Below are 15,978 nucleotides of genomic sequence, written 5' to 3' on the forward strand. Positions count from 1 at the left end.
TTGCGTGGGACCGGAGTAAGCGCTGAAGCGCTAACGCCGGATCGACAAAGTGGCAAAGTATTAACTCTGGTCGACAGCTTTGCATGGGAGACACGCGAGATGAGCGATCGATTGCTTGTCGGAACCCGCAAGGGCCTGTTCGTCCTGCAACCCGATGGAGCGGGCGGCTGGACGCTCGGCGAGCCCGATTTCATCGGCGAGCCGGTGAGCATGGTGCTGCCCGATCCGCGCGACGGGTCGCTGTATGCCGCGCTCAATCTCGGGCACTTCGGCGTGAAGTTGCACCGCCGGCGCGCGGGCACGACGGGCTGGGAAGAGTGCGCGGTTCCCGTCTACCCGCCGCAACCCGACGACGCGCCACGAGCCGATGAAGCGGCGAACGGGCGCGAGGGCGCGAGCGCCGCTGCTTCCGGGCGACCGGGACCGGGCGCGCCCTGGACGCTCCAGCAGATCTGGTCGCTCGAAACCGGTGGCCCGGACGAGCCAGGCGTGCTGTGGGCCGGCACGATACCCGGCGGACTTTTCCGCTCCGACGACGGCGGCGACACCTGGACACTCAACCGCGCGCTGTGGGATCGCGCCGAACGCCGCGAATGGGTTGGCGGCGGCTACGACGCGCCGGGCATCCACTCGGTGATGGTCGATCCGCGTGACAGCCGGCACGTTACGGTTGGCGTGTCGTGCGGCGGCGTGTGGCAAACCGGCGACGGCGGCGCAACCTGGCGCCTGAGCGCCGAGGGCATGGAGGCCGATTACATGCCGCCGGAGCGGCGCGGTGAGGGCAACGCGCAGGACCCGCACCGCGTCGTGCAATGCCCTGCTAATCCCGACGTGCTATGGACGCAGCATCACTGCGCAATCTTCCGCACGACAGATGGCGCGGCCCACTGGCGGCGCATCGAGGCGCAGCCTTCGAGCTTCGGTTTTGCGGTCGTGGTTCACCCGGGCGAGCCCGATACCGCGTGGTTCGTCCCGGCCGTGAAAGACCAGTACCGGATTCCGGTTGGCGGCCAGTTCGTCGTTACACGCACGCGCGACGGCGGGCGCACGTTCGAGCGTTTCTCGAAAGGGCTGCCGGCTGCACCGGCGTATGACCTCGTGTACCGCCACGGGCTAGCCATCGACGACTCCGGCACCCGTCTCGCGATGGGATCGACGACAGGCGCGCTATGGACGTCGGCCGATGGTGGCGAAAGCTGGCGTTTGATTTCGGCGCATCTGCCGCCGGTGTATTGCATCCGGTTTGGGTGAAGGAGCGGGGCACGCGCGTGATCGTTCGGGCGGTTCAGCGAAGCGGTGGATGGTAAAGGTGAAAGCGGGCAAAGATGGCTAAGGGCGGCTAAGGGCGGGTAAATGCGCCGCCCTTGTCGACTCATCATGCAGGACAACCAATCATGTCTGTGAACGAGCCGCAAGAGCCGGATTCTCCCGATAGGCTGCGCTATATCGCGATCTCATGGCTCGACCTTGCCACCTCGATCGGCATCGTCCTGACCGCGGGCATCGTGGTGCTGTGGGTTGCCTTTCGCGTCATTCAACCAGCGCCGCCCAGCACGCTCACGATTTCGGCGGGCCCCGCGGGCGGCGCGTTCTGGGTGGCCGCGCAACGCTACAAGGACATTCTTGCGCGCAACGGCGTGACCTTGCGGGTGATCCCCTCGGCGGGCACGCTCGAGAATCTCGAGCGGCTCGCCAATCCCGCTGAACACGTGGATCTCGGCTTCGTGCAGAGCGGCCTTGGCACGCTCCACAGCGTGATGTCGCCCGATACGCACGGCGCCGACCTGATGTCGCTCGGGAGCATGGGCTACCTGCCGCTCTTCATCTTCTACCGCGGTCCCGAGGCGAGGCTTCTCAAGGCGTTCAAGGGGGAGCGGATCGCGATCGGCAGGGCGGGCAGCGGGACGCGCCAGTTGGTGCTGCTCGTCCTGAAGGCGAACGGCATCGATACGGGGGATACGGACAAGATGATCTCGCTCGCCGGCGAACCGGCGATACGGGCGCTGGTGGACGGGCAGGTCGATGTTGCGATCGTGACGGGCGATGCGGCGCAGCCTTCGGTGATTGCGGATCTGCTGCGCAGGCCCGATATTCGCTTCTTCAATTTTGCCCAGGCGCGCGCGTATACGCGGCGCTTCCCGTTTCTGACTGAGGTGGAAGTGCCGATGGGCGTGTTCGACCTTGGCGACAATCTGCCCTCCGAAAGCGTGCATACGGTCGTGACCACGGCTGAATTGATCGCACGGCGCACGCTGCATCCGGCGCTTTCGGATCTTCTCGTCGAGGCGGCCTACGAGGTGCACAGCGGCGCGGGCCTGCTGCAGAACGCGGGCGCGTTTCCGTCTCCCGTCGCTCATGATTTTCCGCTCAGTCCGGACGCGGCGCGCTACTACAAGTCGGGCAAGACGTTCCTTTACCGCGCGATGCCGTTCTGGCTGGCTTCGCTCACCGACAGGATGATCGTGTTCATCGTGCCGCTGCTGGTCGTGCTGATTCCGGGGCTGAAACTCGTGCCTCCGATCTACGCGTGGCGCGTGAAGGCGCGCATCTACCGTTGGTACAGCGAATTGCTTGCGATCGAGCGTCGCGCGCTGTTCGACGAAGTGCCGGATGAGAGCCGCGCGGAACTGCTCGAAAAGCTCGATGACATCGAGCACCGCGTGAACCGGCTGCGGCTGCCGGTGACGTATGCCGACCAGTTCTATTTGCTGCGCGAGCATATCTGCTTCGTCCGACAGAGGCTGACGGGCCGGTGAATGGAGGGCCGCGCGCGCCACACGGCCACGGGATGTCAGATCGCGTACGGCTGCAACGGGCGGTACATCGGGAAAGAAATAGGCGGCACTGTACGGACGGGCACGCAGTTGTCAGTCGTTCGTAATCGATGGTTTCTACAGTGGACTCAGGATTTTCTGATCGATTCCCCAATACGTCCCAGGTCAGCGGTCATCACCGACGGCTGCTGATGTTCAACCGGAGATCGTCATGAGAACACTTGGGCTGGCAACGCGCCGACTCGCAGGCGCTTCAGCGTTGGTCACGCTGGCGAGCATGTTGGCGGCACCGGCGCCAGCAAATGCGCAGGGCAGCGGGCGTATTACGTTTGTCGGCGCAATCGTTGCCCCGCCGTTCGGAATCGCGCTGGGTGCTTCACGATCCGAAGCATTCACAACAGGGACGACCCAGGGCGCAAGCCACGATGGCTCAAGCGTGACAGTGTCCTTCATCGCGCCGCGGGGCTGTTCGCCCGCGGCCGATGTCGCGCTTATGGGGGCGGGAGCGGCACAGCAAGGCAGTCTGCACGTTTCGGCACGAGTGTCCGGCCACACCGGGAAACCGCTCTCGTCCGATGCCAGTGGCCATTACCTGCTGGACCCGCAGGGCAGTGTGCTGGTAGTGAAGTTTGGGGCCGTGCCTGACAAGACTGACCGTAACATTCCGCTTGTCGTGATGGTCAGCTATAAGTGATCCTCAGCAATGCCGGCGGGCTCGCTCACCGGAAACTGCTTCATGGTGTGTGCACCATTGGCCGCAAGGCTGTGCCGGTCGAGTTCCTCATGCTGATGCTGAATTGCGTAATCTGGATCGAAGCGGGCGATCGATTCGCGCAGTCGGCCCAATGCGCGCTACAGGAATCTGCCAAAATCGACATCTGATCCCGCAGGCAGCAAGCTAACAGCTGTGCCAAGGGCGCGCGCAGAGCAGGTAGAGCAGGGGCGAGTTTCGCGCGTCCGGATGGACCCGCCTTGTGCGATTGCTTCAGACTCGTGTCGCAAATGAGAAGCGACCTACCCAGCGCAATCGAGATCTGGAAGTTGGCGACGAACAGCGCCATGCCGCCTTCGCGCATTTGCGGCGTGGCCTGTGCCATCCACATCTGCAGCGCGACCGGCATCGCGCCACAGGAAACGCCCCATACCGCGAGCGCCCCGATTGCCGCCATGCGGTGGACGCCGAGCGCGGGAAGCAGCGCAACCGGAAGCGCGATGAAAAGCATCGTGGCGAGCAGGGTGGAGCGCACGCTGCGCTGCGCGCGCCGAACATCAGCGATGTTGACCGTGTCGGCGCCATTGCGGCGGATAGCTTCGAAGGCCCCCATATGCACGCGGGCCGCGTTGGCTTGTTGGTGCGCGTGCCTGTCGAGGGGCGCAGAAGACGGGGAAAGGTCGCTGCAGCCGCAGCGACCGCGCAGACCGCGGCCATCACACCATGGTTTGCCCAATCACGAACCGGTGACCATCCGGCGTAGCCACGGTGCATTCGCGCATGCCGTATGGCCGGTCGATGGGCGGCTGCAGGATGATCGCCCCCTTCCTGGCGATCTCATCGTGCAGGCCTTCCACGTCGTCGACTTCCAGGTAACCGAAATAGCTATGATCCCCGGTTTGCGCCGGGGGCATCGCATCAGGGCAACTGCCCAGCATGATCCGCACGTCGCCCCTCGCGACGAGGTGCCAGTCCGACGAGTCGCCCCAATCCACCCGAAAGCCGAGCACGTCGCGGAAGTAGGCGGTATTGCGCTCGAGGTCCTGAACGGCAAGCACAAATGCAAAGGGACGCAGCTTGTTCATGTCCGCCATAGACTATCCTCCTCACAGGGGCTTCGACGATAACGGTGCGAGTATGACGCACCGTCGCGCAACGCGCAGCGTACGCGCATGCTGACACTCAGCTGTCGCAGCGCTCGCATTTCCGTTCTCGTCGGGCACTGCGCTTGCTCGTGCGTCGTGGCATGCGCCAACGGCACGCCACGCGTTTCGGGTCCGGCGCTACGGCAACTCGCACCTCTGAGGGAACGACCATGAATGACGAACGCGAAGAACGCATCCGGCAACGTGCATATCAACTCTGGCAAGACGACGGCGCGCCGGATGGGAAGTCAGACGAATACTGGAGCCGCGCAGAGAAGCAGATCGCCGCCGAGTACGACGCCGAAGGAGCGACGTCACACATAGCTAGCGATCAGGCCGGCAAGCGCCGGCTTGCCGGTGAACCTCTGCAGGAAAACGACGCGATGCCGCCCAACGAACTGGCGCGGGACAAGCGGCGCGGCTGAAATTGCGCGCGATCGTCCGCAGTCGTTTGCAATCGCCCGCCAGCCGGCGCGGCATCGGTTCGATGTCGGCGCGCGCTGTGCTGGGGGCGCTTGCGCGGCTCAAATGGACTTGAAGAGCGGGCTACGCGCCGCGGCTTGCGCGCCGTCCGCATGAGTGAGGAACTTTTCGGTGTAGATGTCGCGTTCGAACAACTGGCCTTGCATCAGCGTGCGGATCGCGGCCTCGATCATGACCGGCGGCCCGCAGAGGTACGCCTTGTGGCCGCGAAAATCGCCCGCGAAATGCTCGCGCGCCGCATCGTGGACGTATCCGCGAAATCCCTCCCAGCCCGAATCGGCGGCCTCGTCGGAAAGCGCGGGCACGTAGGTGAAGTTCGCATGACGCCGCGCGAGTGTCTCAAACGCCTCGTGGTAGTACAGTTCGGCGCGGCTGCGTGCGCCGTATAGCAGCGTGATTGCGCGAGAATCGCCTTGCGCGAGCAGGTCGAGCAGCATCGAGCGTGGGCTCGACAGGCCGGAGCCACCCGCAATCAGGATGATCGGCTGCGGGTCCGAGGCGCGCACGAAGAAGCGGCCAAATGGCCCCGAAAAGCGCAGCGTATCGCCCACGTTCAGTTGCTCGTGCAACCAGGTCGTGCCCTTGCCGCCGGGCACGAGGCGTACGTTGAGTTCGATGCGCGACGCGCTGCCGGGCTCGCCTGCGAGCGAGAAGGCACGCGGCATGCTCTCGCCGGGTATCTGCACGTTTACGTACTGGCCCGCCTGAAACGCGATGCCTTCGCCGTCGAGCTCGACGAAGATACCCTTGATGGTCGGCGTGAGGTCGACGACTTCGGCCACGCGCCCCACGTGGTCGCGCACCGGGAAATGGCGCGCGTCCGGGTCTTCGTCGATGTCGGCTTCGATCGTCACGTCCGATTGCACACGCGCGCAGCACGCGAGGCATTTGCCTTCGTCGCGCTCGAAATCCATCAGCGCGAATGGGGACGCCTCACCGTGCTCGATCTCGCCGTCCACCACCTGCACCTTGCACGTCGCGCACAGGCCGTGGCAGCACGCATGCGGCAGCCACACGCCCGCGCGCAGGCAAGCGTCGAGCAGCGTCTGGTCTTCTTCGATTTCGATCGTCTGGCCGATCGGTTCAATGGTCAATTGATAGCTCATGATGCATGCCTCCCGTGCTAGCTATGCGAGCCGCCGATACCCGTGAGGCCGGGCGTGCGCAGGCGCAGCAGGGCCTTGTGGCCAAGGCCGTTGCCGACGAGGCTCGCGTTGAAGTCGGGCGTGAAGCGCTCGCGCGAGCGGAACCATTCGATACTTTCGGGTTGCACCGAAGGCCAGTCCGGATGCATGCCGTACATCGCGGGTATCACCTCGTGTGCGAGCGTGCCGAAGGTCATGTCGGGCGCCACCATGATGCAGTGCGGCGCGCAGAACATGAGGTGGCCTTCCCAGCCCACGTAAAGCAACTGGTTGCCGTGGAAATTTTCCACACGGTCGCGCATCGGCCCCGTGTAGCCTTCGTTCAGTGCAACAACGGCCATGATGTGTCTCCCATGAGTGTTGTCAGATACGGAGTGCGTTACGCTGCGCGGCGCTTTGGCGGGTCTTCCTGCGTCGCTTCCCCCGCGGTTTCGCCGCCATACGGGGCCTTGCCAGTCCAGCGCTGCCAGTTCGCGCAGTCGGGCGAATCCTCGAATTCGTGGCCGTCCGCGCCGGGTTCGATGTGGTAGTAGCGCAGCACCTCGCGCATGGGGTCGAAGTCGGGTGCAGTGGCATCGGCATCGACCTCGAAGCAGTTGCCCTGGTAGATCTGGTGCACGGGCAGCCAAGCCTGCACGTACTTTTCCGGCTCGTTGTCGAAAATGTCCTTGCAGCCGTCCGAGCAGAAGTGGAACTTGTTGCCGAGATACTCGCTCTCGCGATAGCAGGTTTGGGTGGGGTCGTCGGGCTCGGTGAAGGCCATCGGTATCTGGCAGATCTGGCAGAGCATTGGCAGCGTGGGGTTGTAGAAGCGCTTGCCTTCCTGCTGCTGATTCCGCCAGTATTCGTAGCGCGGACGATAGAGCTTGTCGAACGTCGCGGGATACTTCTGCGCGAGCCAGTCCATTTCGTCGTCGGTGGGAATCCACGTGTGCATGGCCGCCGCGTGCGTGTAGTTGTAGAAGATGCCCCAGGCTTCGTGCGAGAGACGGTCCTTCTCTTTCGTCGCCACCTCGTGATACTTCGGCAGCCGGATGCCGTAGCGCTCCAGGTCGTGAAAGAGCGCGCCGCCGTTCTGCTCGAAATAGGTCTCCCACGCTTCCTGCCACGACATGATCCGCTTGGGCAGCATGTAGTCCATCATCATTGCGACGAGCGTGAGCAGCCGGTAGCCGCGCCAGAACCACTTGTCGATCCACTTCTGGATGATCGGCACGTTGCCGGGGTCCTGTTCGAGCAGGAACTTCACGACTTCGAGTCCAAGCGTCATATGGCGCGATTCATCCGATTGCGCGGAAAAGCCGAACGTGACCGTCGCCATGTCGCCGTTGAACGCCGCCCCCGACATGAACGGCATGAACAGCAGGTTCGTGAGCACATATTCGAACGAGAACGATATGGCAGTGACGAATTCAAACGGCCCGGCGCTCATGGCGTCTTCGAAATACGACTTTGGCACGGACAAATACCAGACGCGGTCGTGCATGTGCCTGAAGTCGTGAAAGCCGTTGAAGAACTTGTTGTACTGGCTGATCGTGTGAACCTGGGTCTGGGCGTGGCGCAGTTCGTCGATCGCTTGCATCTGGCAGGCGATACGCGCGCCCGCGCCGCGGAAATTGCGACCCGCCAGCGCGAAGCCGCGATGCGCCGCGTATTCGAGCGGGCTCACGCCGGTCAGGAACAGCTTCAGCGCGTTGATGTAACGCGGATCGGTCACGTTGAACTGGCCGTTGTTCTGCTGGAACGCGTCGATGATCGCGTAGAGCTTGCGCTCCTTTTCGCCCTGGTATTTCCAGTAGGCGTCCATCGTGAGGCGGAAGGGGTCTTCCCAACGGTCCCAGTCGTGGACCTTGATGCCCTCGAAGCGGTCGTACGGGAAGACCGTGTCCATCGGCTGATACGTGGTTTCCCACGCAAGGCCGCGCGTGAGCATTGCGTAGTTTTCCTTAATGCTCAGCTTTTTCGGCGTGGCGGTTGGCGTGCTCATCGTCAGTCTCCTTGTTGTTGCTCAGGCGTTCCACGCCAGGATGAATTCGTCGTCGGTCTCGTCGATGTTGCCGGAGAGCGAGATCAGGTTCAGCTGCAGCTCGCGCAGGTCGAACGGCCGACCAATGCGGGCTTCAATCGATTCGCGCCGGATCACGAGGCGGCCTTGCGCGTCGATTTTCACCATCGCGGGCAGTGTATTAACGACGGCATGCGGGTTGTCCTCGGCGATGGCTTCGATGATCGGGCGCGAGTCGTCGTTGGTCTGGAACGCGATGAATACGGTGTCAGCCATGATTTGCCTCCATGCGTGCGTGCTGCGCGGCAATGGCGGGTTCGATGCCGATGCCGAGCTTCGTCATGCGCACGGCGAAGGCAGCATCGATCTGCGCGAGCGCTGCGGCAGCGTCCTGCGCGCCGAGCGCCTCTTGCGCGAGCGGACGCAGGGCGTCGAGCGCGCGGCCACGCCACGTTTCGACCCAGCGTACGAGCAGCGCGACGTTTTCCGGCGATTCGGCTGCGGCGGTCTTGAGCGTGGCGTCGACCCAGCGGCTCGTCTCGTCGAACCAGCCGATCGCGAACTCGTTGAGCATGCCAAGGCCCGCGCCGCATTGCGCCGAAAGCCGCGCGTCGATGTGGCGGTAGACGAGCGGGTAGAGCAGGCCGTCGAGCACGGCGTTCTGCGCGGTGAACGTTTCGAACCAGTCCTGTGCGACCATCAGGTCTTCCACGAGACGGCGCAGCGGCTGCCACAACGGCGCGTCGAGCCAGGCCGCCTTGCCGGCCACGAGCGAGGTGCCCTGGTTGCCGTCGAGCAGCAGGCCGATGCGCGAGAGATACTGGGCAAGGCCAAGCCGGTCCATGCTGTGATACATCGTGGCCTGCGTGATGGCGGTGCCCCAGCCATAGGCGGTGACGAAGCAGTTGTTCGTGTTCGCCGCCCATTCCACGTGGCGCAGCGGCACCATGAGCGAGGCGATGCGCTGCTTTTGCTCCTCGGGCAAACCCGAGAGCAACGCGCGCCGCGCGACGAACTCGATGTTCTTCTCCATCGTCTCCTGCTGGCGCGAACGTGCGATCGTATAGGCGCCGTAGTAATACTGCCGCGGGTCCTTGAACGCGTACCAGTCGTTCATGCGAATGGCAGTGCGCGCCTTGTCGTAAAGCTCGTATTGCGGCTGCCACAGCGGGCGATAGTGGAAATTGACTTCGGGCTGCAGGTCCAGCGTCGCTTCCTGATAGCGCGACGCGGGCTTGTCGGCGCCGAGGCGTCGCGCGACGTGCGAGAACGTCTGCCGTACCGGCTGCACTGCCGAGGTCTTGATATCGATTTGCATCTCGTGCTCCTCCTTTGTAATCGATCGAATCTGTCGAAACCGCTTTGCCACGCCTATTCGGCGAGGCCCGGCTGGCCGTAGCGCCACTTGAGCTCTTCCGTGTCGAGCGCGGCGGCTTCCACCGCGGAGAGCCGCACGGCATGGTGCGTGTCGCAAAACGCGCGATAGTCGTGCTCGCGCATGACCAGCTCCACGCACAGGCGAGGGTCGCCTATCGAAAAGTCGAACTCCACGAAGCCGTCGTCGCGGCGCGCCTTGAAGCGCACGTAGCGCTGCGCCACGTCGAAGGGCCGCTCGAGTGCGGGTGTGTGCGGCTGCGGTTTGCTCATTGCCTCCTCCGTTCTTTTCGCGTTTTTTCGCTTCACGCGGCTGCTCGATGTTTTCGTGCAATGCGCCGCGTCGTGCTCCCTATATGCAATGAGCAGGCCAGCACGCGTCGCGCCGCGTGCGCGCGGCATGGCTTTTTTCGGAGACAGGCTTTCGCATCCGGCGTTTGGCACGGGTGTGCCGCCTCATGACGCGCTGCGTGGCAACGGGGAGGCCGCGCCACCGATTCGACGAAATGAACGATTGCCGTACGCGAACCCCAAAACCGCTTGATCAAACGAGCATCGGGGATTACCCGCAGGCCTGGCGGGCCGGCACAATCCAGCCTTGCGCGGCCATGCTGCTTCCCCTATCGTGGGGCCGTCCGTCAACGCAGGGAGCAGGGCAGCATGGGTACGCAACGCAAGGCAGAGCAGGCAGGGGACCCGATGAAACTCGTGACGCCGAGAGGCGCGCGCGTGGACAGCCTGCGCTATCCAGATATCGCCGATCTCATGTCGCGCTTGCGTTTCGCACCTGGCAACGGACGTATCTGGCTGGACGACCAGCGCATGGTGCTCCTGCACGCGCAGTCGCTCGGCACGTTGCGGCGCGAGCTGATCGACAGCCTCGGCATCGACGCGGCGCGCGGCCTCCTTACGCGCATGGGCTACAACTCGGGCGCGCGCGACGCCGAGCTGGTGGGCAAGGTGCGGCCCGAGAACAATGTCGCCGAGATGTTCGCGGTGGGCCCTCAGCTACATATGCTCGAAGGGCTGACCGAGGTCGAGCCGGTGCGGCTCGAAATCGACGTCGAGAAAGGCCACTACTACGGCGAGTTCATCTGGAAGGCCTGCGCCGAGGACGAAGAGCATGTGCGCATCTACGGCATTGGCGCCGAGCCCGTCTGCTGGATGCAGATCGGCTATGCGAGCGGCTATACGAGCGTGTTCATGGGGCGGCCGATTCTCTATCGCGAGGTGGAGTGCCGCGCGCTCGGGCAATCGCATTGCCGCATCATCGGCAAGCCGATCGAGGAGTGGGGCGACGAGGCCGCCAACGACCTGCGTTTTCTGAAAGCGCAATCGTTTACGCAAGGGCTGGCCGCGAGCGGCGATCGTACGCACTCCATAGCGGATCACGACGCGTTCGCGCAGCGCGAGGCCGATACAGCCCCCACGGCGTTCGGAGACGGCAACATGGTCGGCGCGTCGCCGGGTTTCAATGCGGTTTGCCACATGATCCGCCGCGTGGCGGCCACGCGCGCGACGGTGCTGTTTCTCGGCGAAAGCGGCGTGGGAAAGGAAGTATTCGCGCGCACGCTGCATCGTATCAGCAACCGTAGCGAGGGCGCGTTCGTTGCCATCAATTGCGCGGCCATACCCGAATCGCTGGTGGAGTCGGAGCTCTTCGGCGTCGAGAAGGGCGGCTTCACGGACGCGACGCAAAGCCGTCCGGGCCGTTTCGAGCGCGCGAACGGCGGCACGCTCTTTCTCGACGAAATCGGCATCCTGACGAAGACGGCGCAGGGCAAGCTGCTGCGCGCGCTGCAGGAAGGCGAGATCGAGCGCGTGGGAGACACGCAAACGCGCCGCGTGGACGTGCGCGTGGTGGCAGCCACCAATCTCGACCTACGCGACGAAGTGCGTGCGGGGCGCTTTCGCGAAGACCTCTTTTTCCGGCTCAACGTGTTTCCGGTTCGCGTGCCCTCGCTGCGCGAGCGCAAGGAAGACCTGCCGGTACTGCTCAATCACTTTCTGCGCAAATACCGCGAGCGGCATGGGCGCAACGTCACGGGCTTCACGAGCCGCGCGATCGACGCCATTCTCAGCTACAACTGGCCCGGCAATATTCGGGAACTGGAGAATATCGTCGAGCGCGGCGTGATACTCGCGGCCGACAACGCGCCGATCGACGTCGGCCACCTCTTCATCAGCGGGGAAACGTTCGATCCCTTGCTGTTCGGCGTCGACGAACATGGCAGCCTGCTGCCCTCGGGCAAGCTCAATTCGCTCTCAGGCTCGGGCGACGAGGCCGAGCGCGTGACACGCAAGGTCACGAGCCTGCTCATGGGCACCGAGAACGACGGCGCGCCGCTCTCGCTCGACGACATCGAATCGGCCCTGCTCAAGAGCGCGGTGCGTCAGGCGTCGGGCAATCTTTCGGCGGCGGCGCGCAGTCTTGGCATCACACGCGCCCAACTCGTCTATCGGCTCAAGAGTCGCGGTTTGCGGGTTTGACAGCTGGCGTCGCGGCGCTCAATGGTGCGCGAAAAGGTCGTTGCGGCCCTCGTGCGATACGAGCGAGCCGTAGCGCGACATATGCGCAGTCGAGGCACTCGAGGTTCCGCTGCTTTCCATTCCATAGCCTGATTCGTCGGCATGTTGAGTGCCAGACCAATGCGTCTGGCCTTGTTGCGGCATTTGCGAGGTAGGGGCCGCCTGGCTGTTGGTGCTGTTGGTGCTGTTGGCTGCGGCGTTCTGGGCAAAGGCGGCGGGGGGCAGTGCAAAACCCAGCGAGAGAATGGCGGATACAAATAGAACTTTCATGGTATGGGCTCCATCCGATGGGAAATTAATTCGCATTCCTTATAAGCAGGCATGGCGCTTGCGGAAGGCGATACGCCGCGCAATCTCCACAGCGTATGTCTCCAGACTACGCAGCGAACCTTAGCGAATGCTTATGCGCCATGGAATCGTCATGCGGAGCGTCCAGTTAAGGCGCTGTTAAGCAAACGGGGAATATAGTCGCAGCTTTGTTTCGTTCCGCCCCTCGCGTGGCGCAAGGAGTTCCCATGTCTTCCCGCACCGGAAGCTTCGTCGAACATGCTGTCAGCAAAGTCCCCGAGGTGACGCTCGGATTCTGGATCATCAAGATTGCCTGCACCACGCTCGGCGAAACCGGCGGAGACTGGGTAACGATGTCACTGAATCTGGGCTATCTGGTGGGCTCGCTCATTTTCCTCGCGGCCTTCGTCGTACTGGTTTCGGCGCAGGTCCGCGCGCGCAGCTTCTATTCCTGGCTCTACTGGGCGACCATCGTCGCGACGACCACGCTCGGCACCACGCTCGCGGACTTCTTTGACCGCTCGGTGGGAGTCGGCTATCCGGGCGGCGTGTCGATCATTCTCCTGCTGCTCATCGCGAGTCTCGCGATCTGGTACCGCGCGGAGGGTACGGTTTCGATCGAGAGCGTGGTGAGCGCGCGCGTGGAGTGGTTCTACTGGACCACGATCCTGTTTTCCCAAACGCTCGGCACGGCGCTCGGCGACTGGGTGGCGGGTGACGATCGCGGCGGCCTCGGCGTGGGTTACGAAGTGGGCGCCGCAATCTTCGGCGCGGGCCTTGTCGTCGTGGGTCTGCTCTGGCTGTGGCCCCGCGTCTCGCGCACGGCGCTCTTCTGGCTCGCGTTCGTTCTCACGCGCCCGCTTGGCGCAACGCTGGGCGACCTGCTCGACAAGCCCCTCGCGCAAGGCGGCCTGCAGGTCAGCCGGCTTTATGCTTCCGCGCTGCTGCTCATCTTCGTCGTTGGTTGCATCGTGGTGCTGCCGCAGCGTGCCGCGCGCAGGGCACCCGCCGCGTAGCGCCGGTGCGCGAGGCACTTGCTTTGCCACTTACGGTGTAGCGCAGGTGAAACTGCTCGCGAGATTGAGGTTACCGTTGCCCACGTAGCGCGGGTACGCCGGAAAGCGGCACAGCGGCCGCGTGCGGCCGTTGGTAGCCCGCGCGATGTCGGTGGCGAGCAAGGTTTCCGGCGCGGCGCCGTGCGTGACCCAGTCGTCGAGCACGCCGAGCAGATCCACCGATGGAATGAACACGCCGTTGCCGTGCTGATAGCCCGGCACCATGTAGAGCCGCATGAAGCTGTCCACACGCTCCTGGCCGTAACGGTCGATGAGGCCGCGGTAATACGCGATGGTCTGGTTCGGGCTGATGACCTCGTCGGCGAGCCCCTGCAAGGTGATCAGTTTGCCGCCGCGCGCAATGTAGCGCGAGACGTCGGGGTTCATCGCGCCGATCGTTGCCGAAAGCGTGTAGAGGCGTTCCTGATAGCGGCCAGGATGCATCACGTCGAAGGTGGTGGAATCGAATGCCGGATCGTGCGTGACGAAGTACTTGATGTAGGCGTCGCCCTGCGAAAACAGGTAGCCATTGGGCACGAACGCCAGTTGCGGCAGCCGTTCTTCCGAATGCGCGAGACCCAGCGCGCTCGTGAAGCGCGTTCCCTGGAAGACGTTGTAGCCGCGATAGCGGTTCACGTTCCAGGCGAGCGTATAGGGTAGGCGCAAGCCGTCACGCAGGCTTTCGAGCGTGGCTAGCTGTGGCGGCGTAAGACAGTCATCGGAATCGTGTTGGTCTCCTGATCGATCTTGCGCCGCGCAGCGTAGCGATTCGATGATCTCCGGCTCTTTCGCACGACAGCCTTCGACGTCGCTGATGATGCCGTCCGCAGCGCCGTCGAACGTATCGCACACCTGCATCGTGCGCTCGTACACGTGCTCGAGCAGTTGCGGCGACAGATAGCCGCCAGACGTGCGGTATTCGTGCTGGCCGACCACCACGCCTGTCAGCCGCACGCCGGAAAAGTTCAGCGCGGGGGAGTTCGCAATCACGCCGTCGTAGTCGTCGGGATAGCGCTGGATCACCGTGTAGCCTTCGCGGCCACCCGTCGACCCGCCCGCGAAATACGTGTGCTCCGGCGGCTGGCCATAACCGCGCACGATCAGCGCGAGCGCAACGTCGTGCGTCTTTTTCAGGTGCGCGTAGCCGAAGTTCGTCACGGCCTCTTCGAGCAGGCCGAAGTTCGCTTCCGACGACGTGCCGTTGTGGCCGGAGTCATCGCCGAAGGTCGCGTAGCCGCGCGCGAGCGGAGCGCGGTCCGGCGAGAAGGGCATGGGCCCGGTTCCCGTCACGACCACGCCGTTATAGCCTCCGCCGCCGAACTGCAGTGCGCGGCCGTTCCAGCGGCTCGGCAAATTCACTTCGAAGCGGATATCCGGGGTCCCGGCGCTCTGCGCGCGAATCACGCCGGTCAGGCGGCAATAGTCGCCATTGAGGTTGCCGGTCGCGGTTGCGGCAATCAGTGTGGCGGTCTGCACGAGCGCCCCATGGGTAGGCAACCCGATACTGGCGGCCGGCAGCAGCGCACCGGCCAGGTCGGTGCAGTGCAGCGGCAGCGCAGGCGCGTGCTGGGCGAGAGCGTGGCCGCTTGCGATGAGCGCCGATGCGGCGATGGCCATCGCCTTGAAAGCTTCGAATGCGTAGGCGCTCCGATGCATCATCGGCAGCCGGCGCCGTTGACGGCGGTACGCGCCTTCTGGTGGCGCAGCATGCCGCGCCAGGCCTTTGCGAGCATGAGCGTCGCGCCGATCGCGACGGCGTCGCCGGCCAGCGCCGCCGCGAATGCGGCCGCGCCGTGCAGGGCGCGGGGCATCGCGGTATCCACGATCACCGAGATGAGCGTGCCACCGACGAAGCACACGAGCCCCGTACGGCCCACCGTCAAGACGGACGGCAGATGCGCGGCGATGCGCGCAACGGTTCCGCGATGGACGAAATACGCCGCGACCATCGCAATGACGATGAAGTTGACGGCACGTGCGAATGCCAGATGCTGTTTCATTTCCCCAGGCATGGGTTGAGTCAGGACGAGCAGTTTCACTGCCGCGAACATCGCTACCGCAGCGAAAGCGAACCGTACGAGCCAGCGCGCCATTTCCGAATCCTTGAAGCCGGGCGGCACCGGGTGCAGCCGGCAGAGCATGCCCAACACGAACATCAACTGCCACGCGAACGGGTCGAACAACCAGTTGCCGACTTCGCTGGCGCTGAGCAGCGCGGGGAGCGGCGGCGCGAAGGCCCAGAGCAGCAGGCTGGAGGCCAGCGCGGCGAACGGTGCGCGGCGCGCGAACGGAACCGCAGCGGGCACGCACAGCGCAAATATGACATACATCGGCAGCACGCTCGACAGATATGGCTGGCGCACGAGCGATAGGATATGCAGGGTTTCGCGCACCGGGTGCGCCCGAACAGCGCACAACCGCTCAGTTCGGGCGCGCAGCTTTGGGGCTGCGGTGCTGTGTGCGCCGGC

The 15,978-nt window shown here is 64.2% G+C and carries 17 protein-coding genes; 6 read left to right on the top strand and 11 right to left on the bottom strand.

The features are described from left to right. Nucleotides 1-99: 99 nt before the first annotated feature. The 3 genes from VMJ11_RS28200 to VMJ11_RS28210 all read left to right on the top strand — a co-directional run bounded on the left by VMJ11_RS28200 (nucleotide 100) and on the right by VMJ11_RS28210 (nucleotide 3,468). Nucleotides 100-1,251: an exo-alpha-sialidase gene (locus VMJ11_RS28200; protein WP_325623925.1), complete on the top strand. Its 1,152-nt coding sequence runs from the start codon at nucleotides 100-102 to the stop codon at nucleotides 1,249-1,251. 143 nt (nucleotides 1,252-1,394) lie between these two features. Beyond that, entirely contained in the window at nucleotides 1,395-2,756 is a 1,362-nt protein-coding gene (locus VMJ11_RS28205; RefSeq protein WP_325623927.1) for a TAXI family TRAP transporter solute-binding subunit, read from the top strand. A 229-nt stretch (nucleotides 2,757-2,985) separates the two neighbouring features. Then, the gene (locus VMJ11_RS28210; RefSeq protein WP_325623929.1) at nucleotides 2,986-3,468 is read left to right on the top strand and encodes a hypothetical protein; all 483 of its coding nucleotides are present in this window, start codon (nucleotides 2,986-2,988) and stop codon (nucleotides 3,466-3,468) included. 40 nt (nucleotides 3,469-3,508) lie between these two features. On the opposite strand, the gene VMJ11_RS28215 is transcribed toward VMJ11_RS28210, so the two are convergent. Both VMJ11_RS28215 and VMJ11_RS28220 read right to left on the bottom strand, forming a co-directional pair. Then, nucleotides 3,509-4,099, bottom strand: a complete 591-nt coding sequence (locus VMJ11_RS28215) for a hypothetical protein (protein ID WP_325623931.1) — start codon at nucleotides 4,097-4,099, stop codon at nucleotides 3,509-3,511. 103 nt (nucleotides 4,100-4,202) lie between these two features. Beyond that, nucleotides 4,203-4,580: a VOC family protein gene (locus VMJ11_RS28220; RefSeq protein ID WP_325623933.1), complete on the bottom strand. Its 378-nt coding sequence runs from the start codon at nucleotides 4,578-4,580 to the stop codon at nucleotides 4,203-4,205. 221 nt (nucleotides 4,581-4,801) lie between these two features. Between VMJ11_RS28220 and VMJ11_RS28225 the strand changes: the two genes are divergently transcribed. Next, nucleotides 4,802-5,056 carry a DUF2934 domain-containing protein gene (locus VMJ11_RS28225; protein WP_325623935.1) on the top strand — a complete coding sequence of 85 codons (255 nt, stop codon included), beginning with the start codon at nucleotides 4,802-4,804 and terminating at the stop codon, nucleotides 5,054-5,056. A gap of 99 nt (nucleotides 5,057-5,155) precedes the next feature. Here the strand turns inward: VMJ11_RS28225 and VMJ11_RS28230 are convergent, their stop codons facing one another. Genes VMJ11_RS28230 through VMJ11_RS28255 form a run of 6 tightly spaced genes read right to left on the bottom strand, consistent with a single transcriptional unit; the run spans nucleotide 5,156 to nucleotide 9,911 of the window. Then, a complete protein-coding gene (locus VMJ11_RS28230; protein WP_325623944.1) occupies nucleotides 5,156-6,220 on the bottom strand; it encodes a phenol 2-monooxygenase domain-containing protein in 1,065 nt (354 codons plus the stop codon). 17 nt (nucleotides 6,221-6,237) lie between these two features. Further along, the gene (locus VMJ11_RS28235; RefSeq protein ID WP_325623949.1) at nucleotides 6,238-6,600 is read right to left on the bottom strand and encodes a phenol hydroxylase subunit P4; all 363 of its coding nucleotides are present in this window, start codon (nucleotides 6,598-6,600) and stop codon (nucleotides 6,238-6,240) included. Nucleotides 6,601-6,638: 38 nt separating this feature from the next. Next, nucleotides 6,639-8,246, bottom strand: coding sequence for an aromatic/alkene/methane monooxygenase hydroxylase/oxygenase subunit alpha (locus VMJ11_RS28240; protein WP_325623951.1), 1,608 nt, complete (start codon nucleotides 8,244-8,246; stop codon nucleotides 6,639-6,641). Between the two features lie 21 nt (nucleotides 8,247-8,267). Continuing rightward, nucleotides 8,268-8,540 (bottom strand): MmoB/DmpM family protein, encoded by a 273-nt coding sequence (locus tag VMJ11_RS28245; protein WP_325623953.1) that lies wholly within the window; start codon nucleotides 8,538-8,540, stop codon nucleotides 8,268-8,270. After that, a complete protein-coding gene (locus VMJ11_RS28250; RefSeq protein WP_325623955.1) occupies nucleotides 8,533-9,582 on the bottom strand; it encodes an aromatic/alkene monooxygenase hydroxylase subunit beta in 1,050 nt (349 codons plus the stop codon). The genes VMJ11_RS28245 and VMJ11_RS28250 overlap by 8 nt, the downstream gene beginning before the upstream one ends. Nucleotides 9,583-9,635: 53 nt before the next feature. Then, nucleotides 9,636-9,911: a phenol hydroxylase subunit gene (locus VMJ11_RS28255; protein WP_325623956.1), complete on the bottom strand. Its 276-nt coding sequence runs from the start codon at nucleotides 9,909-9,911 to the stop codon at nucleotides 9,636-9,638. A 387-nt stretch (nucleotides 9,912-10,298) separates the two neighbouring features. Here VMJ11_RS28255 and VMJ11_RS28260 point away from each other — a divergent pair, with 387 nt between their 5' ends. Beyond that, the gene (locus VMJ11_RS28260) at nucleotides 10,299-12,128 is read left to right on the top strand and encodes a sigma-54-dependent Fis family transcriptional regulator (RefSeq protein ID WP_325623957.1); all 1,830 of its coding nucleotides are present in this window, start codon (nucleotides 10,299-10,301) and stop codon (nucleotides 12,126-12,128) included. A gap of 18 nt (nucleotides 12,129-12,146) precedes the next feature. On the opposite strand, the gene VMJ11_RS28265 is transcribed toward VMJ11_RS28260, so the two are convergent. Continuing rightward, nucleotides 12,147-12,437, bottom strand: coding sequence for a hypothetical protein (locus VMJ11_RS28265; protein ID WP_325623959.1), 291 nt, complete (start codon nucleotides 12,435-12,437; stop codon nucleotides 12,147-12,149). A gap of 245 nt (nucleotides 12,438-12,682) precedes the next feature. On the opposite strand from VMJ11_RS28265, the gene VMJ11_RS28270 reads away from it, so the two are divergent. After that, nucleotides 12,683-13,471, top strand: coding sequence for a hypothetical protein (locus VMJ11_RS28270; RefSeq protein WP_325623960.1), 789 nt, complete (start codon nucleotides 12,683-12,685; stop codon nucleotides 13,469-13,471). A gap of 30 nt (nucleotides 13,472-13,501) precedes the next feature. On the opposite strand, the gene VMJ11_RS28275 is transcribed toward VMJ11_RS28270, so the two are convergent. Continuing rightward, entirely contained in the window at nucleotides 13,502-15,169 is a 1,668-nt protein-coding gene (locus VMJ11_RS28275; RefSeq protein ID WP_325623961.1) for a tannase/feruloyl esterase family alpha/beta hydrolase, read from the bottom strand. Continuing rightward, nucleotides 15,166-15,927 (bottom strand): OpgC domain-containing protein, encoded by a 762-nt coding sequence (opgC, locus tag VMJ11_RS28280; protein ID WP_325623962.1) that lies wholly within the window; start codon nucleotides 15,925-15,927, stop codon nucleotides 15,166-15,168. The genes VMJ11_RS28275 and opgC overlap by 4 nt, the downstream gene beginning before the upstream one ends. Nucleotides 15,928-15,978: the final 51 nt, after the last annotated feature.

This window comes from Paraburkholderia sp. (assembly GCF_035501035.1).
Taxonomy (GTDB): Bacteria; Pseudomonadota; Gammaproteobacteria; order Burkholderiales; family Burkholderiaceae; genus Paraburkholderia.

What these genes read in the sequence shown, in the direction of transcription:
- VMJ11_RS28210 (WP_325623929.1), top strand. Translation starts at nt 2,986, where the DNA reads ATGAGAACACTTGGGCTGGCAACGCGCCGACTCGCAGGCGCTTCAGCG.
- VMJ11_RS28260 (WP_325623957.1), top strand. Translation starts at nt 10,299, where the DNA reads ATGGGTACGCAACGCAAGGCAGAGCAGGCAGGGGACCCGATGAAACTC.
- VMJ11_RS28235 (WP_325623949.1), bottom strand. Translation starts at nt 6,600, where the DNA reads ATGGCCGTTGTTGCACTGAACGAAGGCTACACGGGGCCGATGCGCGAC.
- VMJ11_RS28220 (WP_325623933.1), bottom strand. Translation starts at nt 4,580, where the DNA reads ATGGCGGACATGAACAAGCTGCGTCCCTTTGCATTTGTGCTTGCCGTT.
- VMJ11_RS28215 (WP_325623931.1), bottom strand. Translation starts at nt 4,099, where the DNA reads ATGGGGGCCTTCGAAGCTATCCGCCGCAATGGCGCCGACACGGTCAAC.
- VMJ11_RS28230 (WP_325623944.1), bottom strand. Translation starts at nt 6,220, where the DNA reads ATGAGCTATCAATTGACCATTGAACCGATCGGCCAGACGATCGAAATC.
- VMJ11_RS28265 (WP_325623959.1), bottom strand. Translation starts at nt 12,437, where the DNA reads ATGAAAGTTCTATTTGTATCCGCCATTCTCTCGCTGGGTTTTGCACTG.
- VMJ11_RS28250 (WP_325623955.1), bottom strand. Translation starts at nt 9,582, where the DNA reads ATGCAAATCGATATCAAGACCTCGGCAGTGCAGCCGGTACGGCAGACG.
- VMJ11_RS28270 (WP_325623960.1), top strand. Translation starts at nt 12,683, where the DNA reads ATGTCTTCCCGCACCGGAAGCTTCGTCGAACATGCTGTCAGCAAAGTC.
- VMJ11_RS28240 (WP_325623951.1), bottom strand. Translation starts at nt 8,246, where the DNA reads ATGAGCACGCCAACCGCCACGCCGAAAAAGCTGAGCATTAAGGAAAAC.
- VMJ11_RS28245 (WP_325623953.1), bottom strand. Translation starts at nt 8,540, where the DNA reads ATGGCTGACACCGTATTCATCGCGTTCCAGACCAACGACGACTCGCGC.
- VMJ11_RS28225 (WP_325623935.1), top strand. Translation starts at nt 4,802, where the DNA reads ATGAATGACGAACGCGAAGAACGCATCCGGCAACGTGCATATCAACTC.
- VMJ11_RS28205 (WP_325623927.1), top strand. Translation starts at nt 1,395, where the DNA reads ATGTCTGTGAACGAGCCGCAAGAGCCGGATTCTCCCGATAGGCTGCGC.
- VMJ11_RS28275 (WP_325623961.1), bottom strand. Translation starts at nt 15,169, where the DNA reads ATGATGCATCGGAGCGCCTACGCATTCGAAGCTTTCAAGGCGATGGCC.
- VMJ11_RS28200 (WP_325623925.1), top strand. Translation starts at nt 100, where the DNA reads ATGAGCGATCGATTGCTTGTCGGAACCCGCAAGGGCCTGTTCGTCCTG.
- VMJ11_RS28255 (WP_325623956.1), bottom strand. Translation starts at nt 9,911, where the DNA reads ATGAGCAAACCGCAGCCGCACACACCCGCACTCGAGCGGCCCTTCGAC.